Source organism: Corallococcus macrosporus (assembly GCF_017302985.1).
In the GTDB taxonomy this organism is placed as follows: Bacteria; Myxococcota; Myxococcia; order Myxococcales; family Myxococcaceae; genus Corallococcus; species Corallococcus macrosporus_A.
Genome location: NZ_JAFIMU010000002.1, coordinates 317,967 through 328,298 on the forward strand (window position 1 = coordinate 317,967; position 10,332 = coordinate 328,298).

Below are 10,332 nucleotides of genomic sequence, written 5' to 3' on the forward strand. Positions count from 1 at the left end.
TGTGGCTGGTGTTGTTCCGCACCGTCGCGGCGAGCCTGTCGCTCGTCGTGACGGTGGCGAGGCTCCTGACTCAGCCCGCGCAGGAGCCCAGCCGGGCGGACTCGCTGTCGTTCGCGGTCATCGCGGGCGCGTACGTCCTCACGGTGGTGACGGGCCTGCGGTTGCGCCGGGGCACCGCGGGACGGCTGGACGCCACGGTGACGGTGGTGGGCGACGTGCTCATCGCCACCGGGCTCGTCTACCTGAGCGGCGGCGCGGACTCGCCGCTGACGTTCCTCTACAGCCTGGCCGTGATTGGCGCGGCGGTGGTGCTGGACTGGCGCGGCGCGCTGGTGGCCGCGGCCGTGTCCACGTTCGCGTTCACCATGCTGCTGCTCATCATGCGGCTCACCACGCCCGTGGACGCGGTGGCGGTGCCCGCGGCGCGCGTGCTCTTCGTGCTGGGCAGCAACGCGCTGGCGCTGGTGCTCATCGCCGTGCTGTCCGGCTACCTGTCGCGCCAGCTGTCCGCGACGGGCGGCGCGCTGTCCCAGAGCGAGGCGGACCTGCGCCGGCTGGGGCGGCTGCAGCAGCTCATCCTGTCCTCCATGCCGTCGGGGCTGGTCACCTGCGACGCCGGGCGGCGCGTCACCTTCCTCAACACGGCGGCCCACGCCATCCTCCACGTGGAGGACAACGCCTCCGTGGTGGGGCTGCCCCTGGAGAACCTGCTGCCCGGCGTGGCGTCCCTGGCGCCGCGCTCCACCCGCGGCGAGCTGCGGGTGCGCACGCCCGGAGGCAACCGGGTGCTGGGGCTGTCGGTGTCCCCCCTGGAGGGCGAGGCGGGCGCGCTGCTCATCGTCTTCCAGGACCTCACGGAGCTGCGCCGCATGGAGGAGGACCTGAAGCGCACGGACCGGCTGGCCAGCCTGGGGGCGCTGTCCGCGCAGCTGGCGCATGAAATCAGGAACCCGCTCGCCGCCATGCGCGGCTCCGCGCAACTGCTGGCCCAGGAGCAGTCGCGCGACGTGGTGGTGACGAAGCTCACCGGCATCCTCACGCGGGAAGCGGACCGGCTGGCGCGGCTGGTGGAGGACTTCCTGCGCTTCGCCCGTCCGCCAGAGCCCCAGCGCCGGCCGGTGGCGCTGGACGCGCTGTTGTCGGAGACGGTGGACATGCTGCGCGCGGATCCGCTGGCGCGCGAGGTCCAGATGGAGGTGCGGGCCCCGGAGGCGCTGACGGCGCCGGTGGATCCGGATCAGCTGCGCCAGGTGCTCATCAACCTGCTGCGCAACGGCTTCCAGGCGGCGGGCCCCCAGGGGACCGTCCGGGTGGCGCTGGCGCGGGCGGAGAAGGAAGCACAGATTCGCGTGTGGGACTCGGCCGGCAGCATCACGGAGGAGATGATGGGACACCTGTTCGAGCCGTTCTTCACCACCCGCAGCGGCGGCACCGGCCTGGGGCTGTCCACCGCGCACTCCATCATCCGCGCGCACGGCGGCAGCATCCGCGTGACGTCCCACCCGGCCGAGGGCACCGAGTTCCTCGTGGGGCTGCCGCTGTGACGGCGCTCCCCCACGAAGGAGGCCCGCGCGGCCACGTGCTGGTGGTGGACGACGAGCTGTCCATGCGCGAGTACCTGGAGATATTGCTCGTGCGCGAGGGCTACGCGGTGACGAGCGTGCCCGGCGTGGAGCCCGCCCGCGCGGTGCTGGAGAAGGACCAGGTGGACCTGGTCATCTCCGACATGAAGCTGGGCCCGGCGGGCAGCGGCCTGGACGTGCTGCGCGCGGCGCGCTCGCGCAAGGAGCCGCCGGAGGTGGTGCTCATCACCGCCTTCGGCACGCCGTCCTCCGCGGTGGAGGCCATGCGCGAGGGCGCGTACGACTACATCTGCAAGCCCTTCGACAACGAGGAGCTGCGGCTCTTGGTGCACAAGGCGCTGGAGAAGCGCGCGCTGCGCCAGGAGAACAGCACGCTGAAGGCGCGGCTGCTCCCCGGGCTGGGCGGGCTGCTCGTGGGCACCAGCCCGCGCATGCGCGCGCTGTGGCAGCTGGTGGAGAAGGTGGCGCCGGGGCGCAGCACCGTCCTGGTGACGGGGGAGAGCGGCACCGGCAAGGAGCTGGTGGCCCGGGCCGTCCACCTGCGGGGCCACCGCGCCGCGCAGCCCTTCCTGCCCTTCAACTGCGCGGCCCTCAACGAGGGCGTGCTGGAGAGCGAGCTCTTCGGCCACATGCGCGGGGCCTTCACCGGCGCCACGCACGAGCGGCCGGGCCTGCTCGTCTCCGCGGGCGAGGGCACGGTGATGCTGGACGAGGTGGGGGAGATGCCCCTCTCCACGCAGGTGAAGCTCTTGCGCGTGTTGCAGGAGCGCAAGGTGAAGCCGGTGGGCAGCGCGGCGGAGATTCCCTTCCAGGCGCGCGTCATCGCGGCCACCAACCGCCGGCTGGAGGCGGAGGTGAAGGCGGGCCGCTTCCGCGAGGATCTCTTCTACCGGCTCAACGTCATCACGCTGGAGCTGCCGCCCTTGCGCGAGCGGCCGGAGGACATCCCGCCCCTGGCGACGCACTTCCTGTCGCGGCTGTCAGAGGAGCTGGGGCGCCCGGGGCTGCGCTTCGCGCCGGAGACGCTGGCGCTGATGGAGCGCTACGCCTTTCCGGGCAACGTGCGCCAGCTGCAGAACATGGTGGAGCGGGCCGCCACGCTGTCGGACTCGGACGTGCTGGGCCCCGGGACGCTGCCGCCCTCCGTGCGCGGCGAGGCGGAGCCCCAGGCCCGCGCGGGCGACGGGGAGCCGGTGCTGGGCCAGGGCTTCAACCTGGAGCGGCACCTGGACGACCACGAGCGCCGGCACCTGCTCGCCGCGCTCAAGCAGGCGCAGGGCGTGAAGACGCGCGCCGCGGAGCTGCTGGGGCTGTCCTTCCGCTCCTTCCGCTACCGGCTGGCGAAGCACGGCCTCACGGACGAACTGGACGAGCCCGGCGGGACGCGGGCCGGCTGACTACTTCCGGAAGTAGCGGGCGAAGGCGGGGTCCGGGTGGCGCTCCCGCACGGCCTCCGGCCGGTGGACGCGCAGGGTGTACTCGTAGAGCGGCCCGCCCGCGTCCAGCTCCCAGAAGCGGCTGAGGCGCTCCACCACGAAGTCCAGGAGCGCGCCGGGCGGCTGGTAGTGCAGGTCCTCCCGCGTGAACGCGGGGTCGTGGTAGCTGGTGAGGAAGTTCACCGCGAAGCCCTTCGTGCACAGTGCGTACATGGCGCCGAGCATGCCGTGCACGAAGCCACGCCACGCCTCCGGCGACGCGGACAGCCGCACGTTGAAGGTGCCCGACAGCGTCAGGTAGTCGTAGCGCTCCGGGGGCAGCACCGCGACGATGTCGCGCGTGTGGAAGTGCCCGCCGGGGAACTTGGCCTGGCACGCCTCCACGAAGCCCGGGTGCACGTCGCTGCCGGAGTAGGCCGCGCGCGGGTGGTGGCGCTGGAGGTACTCGCCGTAGTGGCCCATGCCGCAGCCCACCTCGTGCACGCTGAAGGCGTCCGTCTCATGCGCGAACACACGGGAGAGCCGGTGGAAGCGCTCGTATTGCGTGGCCTGGTCGCGGTGCGACAGCGCCCGGGGGTCGTCTCCGTACTGCTCCAGCAGCGCTCCGTAGAAGGCGCGCTGCTCGTCAGCGATGTCCATGGGGGGCCCCGCTCGCCGCCGCTTCGGGCCCGGGCGGGGAGGGGGTCTGGGCCTCCCGCCCGTCCGTGACGGCGCGCACCACGGACTGGGGCTTCTGGTTGATCTGCAGGAAGATGCGCGTCACGTACTCGCTGAGGATGCCCACCCCCAGCAGCGTCACGCCCGAGGAGAAGAGCACCCCCACGGCCAGCGACGCCCAGCCGGGCACGTCGATGTCGCCGGCGAACTTGGAGAGGATGACCGACGCGCCCGCGGCGACGGACAGCACGGACAGCACGGCGCCGCCAATGGAGGCCAGCCGCAGCGGAAAGGTCGTGTAGTTGAAGAGCAGGTTGAAGAAGACCTGCACCAGCTTGCTCAGGGTGTAGGAGCTGCGCAGGCCCTGGGGCTGCTCGTGCCGCACGGGGGTGGCGGTGATGCGGTCCGTCACCCAGGACAGGTAGATGTCCAGGATGATGTCATGGCGCTCGCTGCGCGCCGCCTCCGCCGCCACCGGCCCGGAGATGAGCCGGAAGGCGGAGATGTCGAAGCCCACGCCCATCACCCGCCGCGGCACCACCATGATGAGCCGCGACGCCCAGGTGCGCCAGCCCGGCCCCTGCCGCTCGTGGGGGATGCCGTAGACGACGTCCGCGCCCACCTCGTTCGCGCGGGCGAGCAGCGTGGGAATCTCCTCGGGCGGGTTCTGCAGGTCCTCGTCCAGCGTCACCACCCAGCGGCCGCGCGCCATGCGGAGGCCCCGCACGGTGGCGTTGTGCTGGCCGTAGTTGCGCATCAACTGGATGCCACGGATGCGCGCATCCCCCTTCGCCAGGGCCTGGATGCAGGCCCAGAGCGCGGGCCGGGCGCTGTCATCCACGAGGAGGATCTCGAACGTGTCGCCGCGGGCCTCCAGGGCGCGCACCAGCCGTCCGCAAAGCGCGGGAAGGGAGCCTTCCCCCCGGAAGCAGGGGACGACCACGGAGACGTCGACGGAGTCAGGGGGCATGCGGGCGGAGGCGGGGACTGTAGCGTCTTCGCGCTGGAATGGGGGAGGGACGGGGGGCCCGGGCGGGCGGGCTCAGCGGGCGGCAGTCATGGTGGTGGCAGGGCGGCGCGCGGGGCGTCCATGCCCGCTGCCTGCCCGCGGCCGGGGTGCGCTAGCCTCCTGGGGCGGACTCCCATGACCATCCCCTTCAATCGGCTGTCCATGCTTGGCGACGAGGCGAAGTTCATCGATGAGGCGCTCGCGAAGAGCCACCTCATGGGGGACGGGGGCTTCACGAAGAAGTGTCACGCCTTGCTGGAGGCGTCGCTGCCCGGGGGCAAGGCCCTGCTCACCACCTCCTGCACGCATGCACTGGAGATGGCGGGCCTGCTGCTGGACCTGAAGCCGGGAGATGAGGTCATCGTTCCGTCCTTCACCTTCGTGTCCACCGCGAACGCCTTCGCGCTCCGGGGCGCGCGCATCGTCTTCGCGGACGTGCGGCCGGACACGCTCAACCTGGACGAGGCGAAGCTGGAGGCGCTCATCACCCCGCGCACGCGGCTCATCGTCCCGGTGCACTACGCGGGCGTGGGCTGTGAGATGGACGCGCTGCTGGCCATCGCGGCGCGCCACGGCCTGCCGGTGGTGGAGGACAACGCGCACGGCCTCTTCGGGACCTACCGCGGCCGGCCCCTGGGCACGCTGGGGGCCTTCTCCACGCTGAGCTTCCACGAGACGAAGAACATCAGTTGCGGAGAGGGGGGCGCGCTGCTCGTCAACGACGCGCGCTTCGCCGAGCGCGCGGAGATCATCCGGGAGAAGGGCACCAACCGCAGCCGCTTCTTCCGGGGCCAGGTGGACAAGTACACGTGGGTGGACATCGGCTCCAGCTACGTCATGTCGGACCTGCTCGCGGCCTTCCTGTACGGCCAGCTCCAGGCGCGCGAGCGCATCCAGGCGTGCCGCCGGGCGCTCTGGGAGACGTACCACCGCGAGCTGTCGGCCTGGGCCGCCGCGCAGGGCGTGACGGTGCCGCACGTGCCCGCCCACTGCGAGCAGTCCTTCCACATGTACTACCTGCTGATGCCGTCGCTGGAGGCGCGCACGCGCTTCATCCAGCACCTGCGCGCGCAGGACATCAACGCCGTCTTCCACTACCTGCCCCTGCACCTGTCCCAGATGGGCCAGCACCACGGGGGCCGGGCGGGGGACTGCCCGGTGACGGAGGACGTGAGCGACCGGCTGGTGCGGCTGCCCTTCTTCACCACCATGACGGAGGCGGAACAGGCGCGCGTGCTGGCGGCGGTCCGTGACTTCCGGTGCTGAAGCCCCGGCACACGGTGGCCATCCTCCAGTCCAACTACCTGCCGTGGAAGGGCTACTTCGACATCATCCACGACGTCGACACGTTCATCTTCTACGACGACGTGCAGTACACGCACCGCGACTGGCGCAACCGCAACCGCGTGAAGACGGCGCAGGGGCCGCTGTGGCTGACGGTGCCGGTGGGCTCGCGCACGGACCGGCGCATCTGCGACGTGCGCATCGAGGACGCGGGCTGGGCGCGACGGCACTGGGAGACGCTGCGCCACCTGTACGGCCAGGCCCCCCACTTCGCGCGCGTCGCGCCGCTGCTCCAGGAGGCGTACCTGGAGCGGACGTGGACGCACCTGTCGGAGCTCAACCAGTTCCTCGTCCAGCGCATCGCCCGTGACTTCCTGGGCCTCACCACGCGCTTTCGAGACTCGCGGGAGTGGACGGTGCGGGGCGCGAAGCAGGAGCGCATCCTGGACCTGCTGCGCCAGGCGGGCGCCACGCACTACGTCTCCGGCCCCGCCGCGAAGGACTACCTGCGCCAGGAGGCCTTCGACGCGGCCGGCATCGCCCTCACGTACAAGGACTACGCGGGCTACCCGGAGTATCCGCAGCCGCATCCGCCCTTCGAGCACGCGGTGACGGTGCTGGACGTGCTCTTCCAACTGGGGCCTGAAGCCCCCCGGGCCATCTGGGGCTGGCGGGGCGCGTAGCGGTCGCGCGTCCCCACCTGGCTGCCGGGCGGGCCGCGCGCCGCCGTGCATTGCCGGCAAAGACGGGGCTGTGCTACCCCCGCCGATGGATGACCCCCGAACAGACCCATGCGTGGCGCACTTCCGTGGTCAGGGGCGGACTGGGGCTGCTGCTGGTGGCGGCCTTCTTCGGGCTCGCCCTGACGAACCCGGGGCTTCGCGTCACCTTCCTGCCTCCGTGGAGTCACAGCTCCTCCGGCGAGCTCTACCTGTGGCTGGGCCACGCGCTGCTGCTGGTGCCCGGCGGCGCGCTGCTGGGACTGGCCCTGCTGCCCGTGCTGCCGGCGCCCCTCGGCCGGCTGTGGCGCCGGGTGGAGGCCCTGGACGCGCGCGAGCGCCGGGTGGCGCTGCTGCTGCTGGGGATGGTGGCCTTCCTCGCCGCCCGGCTGGGCCGCTTCGTCTTCCTGCGCGACTTCCCCATCACCGACGACGAGGTCTCCGCGCGCTTCGGAGGCCAGGTGCTGGCATCCGGGCACCTGCTGACGCCGCTGGTCCGGCCCGCGGCCGCCATGACGGGCTTCTATCTCCACGCGCGCGACGGGCTCGTCACCAGCTTCGAGTGGCTCGGGCTCCAGCTGACGTGGGCGCTCAGTGAGGTGACGGGGACGGGCTCGCTCATCTTCTCCCTGGTGGCCGCCGTCCCGGTCATGGCGGTGACGTGGGTGACGACGCGGCGGCTGGGGCCCGCCTGGGGCGCGGTGGCCGCGGCGCTCCTGCTGCTGTCGCCCATGGCGGCCATGCTGTCCATGACGACGCATGCCCACCTGCTGTCGCGCGCGGCGCTGGCGGTGGCGGTGGCGGTGTACCTGCGGGCCCGCGACGGAGGCGGCGCGCGCGCGTGGGCGCTGCTGGGCCTGGTGAGCGGCGTGTCGTTCCTGTGCCGCCCCTTCGAGACCCTCTTCTTCCTCCTGCCGTTCTATCTGGAGCTGCTGGGGGGCATGGCGCGCCGCCAGCTTCCGGTGGGCGCCTGCCTGGGAGGGCTGGCGCTGGGCTGGGTGCTGCCGCTGGTGGCCTTCCTCGCCTTCAACCACGTCCTGACGGGCAACGCGCTGCTGCCGGCGCGCATGGCCATGTACATCTCCCCCGTGAAGCTCACCGAGCACGACGGCACCCTGCTGGAGCGCTTCGGGACGAACACCAGCTACAACGCGCTGATGCTGGCGGTGTGGTTCCTGGGGCCGGTGGGCGTGGCGCTGGTGGCCCTGGGCGCATCCTGGGACCGGCTGACCGTCCTGCTGTCGTTGTCGGTGTTGTCGCTGCTGGGGCTGGCGCTCTTCCATGATGACCATGGCATCCACGCGGTGGGGCCCATCCACTACTCGGAATGCGCGCCAGCGCTCGTGCTGGTCGCGGTGCACGGGCTGAAGCGCGCGGTGGACTTCGTACGGCGGGCCCAGGTGTCCGCGTGGCCGTTGATGCTGGCCACGGGGGGCTCGCTCGCGGTGGGGCTGGGCATCTTCGACGTGCGCCATGCGCTCGCCCTGAGGGAGCAGTCCGCCATCCATGAGACGGTGCAGGCCTACGTTCGCGACGCGGGCCTGGGCCGCGCCGTGCTGCTGGTGCCGTCGTACATGCAGGTGTGGCAGCGCGTGCCGGCCTTCCGCGACGTGGGCAGCTGGGTGTTCGAGTGGACGCCGCCGCGCCCGGACTTCTCCGACGACGTCCTGCTGTTCCACGACGGCCCGGGCCACTACGAGCAGCTGCGGGAGCGCTTCTCCGACCGGCGCTTCTTCCGGCTGAAGCCGGGCCGGGCCCCGGCGCCCTGGCGCATCATCCCGGCGGACTCGCCGCGGGAGGAGCCCGGAGCGACGCCGCCCTCCACGCAAGAGCCCGCGCCATGACGGCGCCGGACGTCCAGGAGGCTCCGCGCGCGGAGGCGGGGCCGGGGCCCCTTCCCCCGGCGCCCCGGTCGCAGGCGGCGCTGGTGGCGCTGCTCGCGCTGGGGGTCTTCGCGGGCACCCTCCTCAACGGCTTCGTCTATGACGACCAGCAGCTCGTGCTGGAGAACCCGTGGATCCGCTCGCTCGCGGGGATGCGGGAGCCCTTCCGTCAGTCGCTGTTCGGCTTCCTGGAGTCGTCCACCGCGCAGGATGCCCGGAGTCACTACTACCGGCCCCTGATGCACGTGTTCCTCTTCGTGCTGCGGCAGGCCGCGGGGCCCACGGCCTGGGTGCACCACCTGGCGCTCATGCTGGGGCATGCCGCGGTGTCGGTGGGGGTGCTCTGGTTGCTGCGCACCTGCCTCGTCCGGGGACGCCCGGCGGCGCAAGGCGCGGCGGGGGACTGGGCCGCGCTGGGCGGCGCGCTGCTCTTCGCGCTCCACCCCGTCCATACGGAGGCGGTGGCGTGGGTGAGCGGCGCCATGGATGTGGGGATGACGCTGCTGCTGCTCGTGGCGGCGAGGCTGTGGCTGCCGGTGCCCGCGACGGCAGGGCGGGCGCTGCTGGCCTCCGGCGTCTGGCTGGCGGCGCTGCTCGTCAAGGAGACCGCGTTCGTCCTGCCCGTGCTCCTGTGGAGCCTGGAGCGCGTCGTGGCCTCCGCCGAGGCCCGGGGCGGGTGGGGCCCGTGGCTCCGCCGCCAGGCGCTGCTGGGCGTGGGCGGCGCCGTGTACCTGGGGCTCCGGCTGTCGGCCCTGGAGGGCGCGCTGCCCGGCACCCCGCCCGTGGACGGCGTGTCGCGCGTGGGCGGCGTGCTGGCGTTCACCGCGGACCTGGGCGGCAAGCTGGCGTGGCCCGCTCCGCTGGCGGTGCTGTCGCCAGGAGGCCCCGTGCACTCGCTGCTGGAGCCCCGCGTGTGGCTGGGGGGACTGCTCCTGCTGTCCGCGCTGGTGCTGTCCGCACGCGCGTGGCGCCGGGGCCCCGCGGCCGCGGGGATGGGGTGGGTGTGGCTGGGCGCGCCCATGGTGCCGGCCTTCGTCCTGCAGGCCCGGGGCGTGGATGCCTACGCCGAGCGGTACCTGTACCTGCCGTCGGTGGGCTTCGCGCTCCTGGTGACCGTGGCCCTGCGCTCGGCCCTCTCCCGCTTCCCTGAGCGCGCGCGGCCCCTGGCGCTCGTGTCCGGGGGCGTGCTGGCCGTCTTCGCCGCGCTGACGCTGGCGTACGTGCCGGCCTGGCGCGACGACCTGTCGCTCTGGACCTGGGTCCAGGCGCGGGTCGTGGACCAGCCGCTCATCCACCTCAAGCTGGGCGACCTGCACCTGGGCGCCGGCCGCCTGGACGCGGCCATCCCCGAGCTGGAGCTCGCCGCCCGGGGCCTGCCCGGGGACTTCCGCGTCCACAACAACCTGGCGGTGGCGTACGCGAAGTCGGGGCGGATGGGGGACGCACGGCGGGCGCTGGAGCGCACCGCGCGCCTCATGCCGGACAACCCCGTCGCGTGGCACAACCTGGGGCTCGTGTCCCGGCGGGAGGGGGACTGGGACACGGCCATCGCGCGCTTCCGCGACGCGCTCCGGCTGGCGCCGGACCGGGTGGACTCCCTGCTGGAGCTGGGCCGCACGCTGCTGCGCGCGGGCCGCGCCGGGGAGGCCATCGCGCCGCTCGAGGAGGCGCTGCGGCTGCGGCCGGACCTCGTCGCCGCGCGCAAGGCCCTGGCGGAGGCCCGGGCCGCGGCGTCCCCACCCCCGCGCTGACAGGTGCTCC

8 protein-coding genes are annotated in these 10,332 nt (G+C 72.9%); 6 read left to right on the forward strand and 2 right to left on the reverse strand.

The annotated features are described in order from the left end of the window. Nucleotides 1-5: 5 nt before the first annotated feature. Both JYK02_RS01665 and JYK02_RS01670 read left to right on the forward strand, forming a co-directional pair. The gene (locus tag JYK02_RS01665) at nucleotides 6-1,544 is read left to right on the forward strand and encodes a two-component system sensor histidine kinase NtrB (protein ID WP_207048655.1); all 1,539 of its coding nucleotides are present in this window, start codon (nucleotides 6-8) and stop codon (nucleotides 1,542-1,544) included. After that, nucleotides 1,541-2,980, forward strand: a complete 1,440-nt coding sequence (locus JYK02_RS01670) for a sigma-54-dependent transcriptional regulator (protein ID WP_347402405.1) — start codon at nucleotides 1,541-1,543, stop codon at nucleotides 2,978-2,980. The genes JYK02_RS01665 and JYK02_RS01670 overlap by 4 nt, the downstream gene beginning before the upstream one ends. Here the strand turns inward: JYK02_RS01670 and JYK02_RS01675 are convergent, their stop codons facing one another. Continuing rightward, nucleotides 2,981-3,658, reverse strand: coding sequence for a class I SAM-dependent methyltransferase (locus JYK02_RS01675; protein WP_207048095.1), 678 nt, complete (start codon nucleotides 3,656-3,658; stop codon nucleotides 2,981-2,983). Then, entirely contained in the window at nucleotides 3,645-4,646 is a 1,002-nt protein-coding gene (locus JYK02_RS01680) for a glycosyltransferase (RefSeq protein WP_207048096.1), read from the reverse strand. The genes JYK02_RS01675 and JYK02_RS01680 overlap by 14 nt, the downstream gene beginning before the upstream one ends. A gap of 174 nt (nucleotides 4,647-4,820) precedes the next feature. On the opposite strand from JYK02_RS01680, the gene rffA reads away from it, so the two are divergent. The 4 genes from rffA to JYK02_RS01700 all read left to right on the forward strand — a co-directional run bounded on the left by rffA (nucleotide 4,821) and on the right by JYK02_RS01700 (nucleotide 10,322). Beyond that, nucleotides 4,821-5,951 carry a dTDP-4-amino-4,6-dideoxygalactose transaminase gene (gene rffA / locus JYK02_RS01685; protein ID WP_207048097.1) on the forward strand — a complete coding sequence of 377 codons (1,131 nt, stop codon included), beginning with the start codon at nucleotides 4,821-4,823 and terminating at the stop codon, nucleotides 5,949-5,951. Next, nucleotides 5,945-6,652 (forward strand): WbqC family protein, encoded by a 708-nt coding sequence (locus JYK02_RS01690; RefSeq protein WP_207048098.1) that lies wholly within the window; start codon nucleotides 5,945-5,947, stop codon nucleotides 6,650-6,652. Before rffA ends, JYK02_RS01690 begins: the two co-directional genes overlap by 7 nt. Nucleotides 6,653-6,777: 125 nt before the next feature. Next, entirely contained in the window at nucleotides 6,778-8,532 is a 1,755-nt protein-coding gene (locus JYK02_RS01695) for a glycosyltransferase family 39 protein (RefSeq protein WP_207048099.1), read from the forward strand. Beyond that, nucleotides 8,529-10,322 carry a tetratricopeptide repeat protein gene (locus JYK02_RS01700; RefSeq protein WP_207048100.1) on the forward strand — a complete coding sequence of 598 codons (1,794 nt, stop codon included), beginning with the start codon at nucleotides 8,529-8,531 and terminating at the stop codon, nucleotides 10,320-10,322. Before JYK02_RS01695 ends, JYK02_RS01700 begins: the two co-directional genes overlap by 4 nt. Nucleotides 10,323-10,332: the final 10 nt, after the last annotated feature.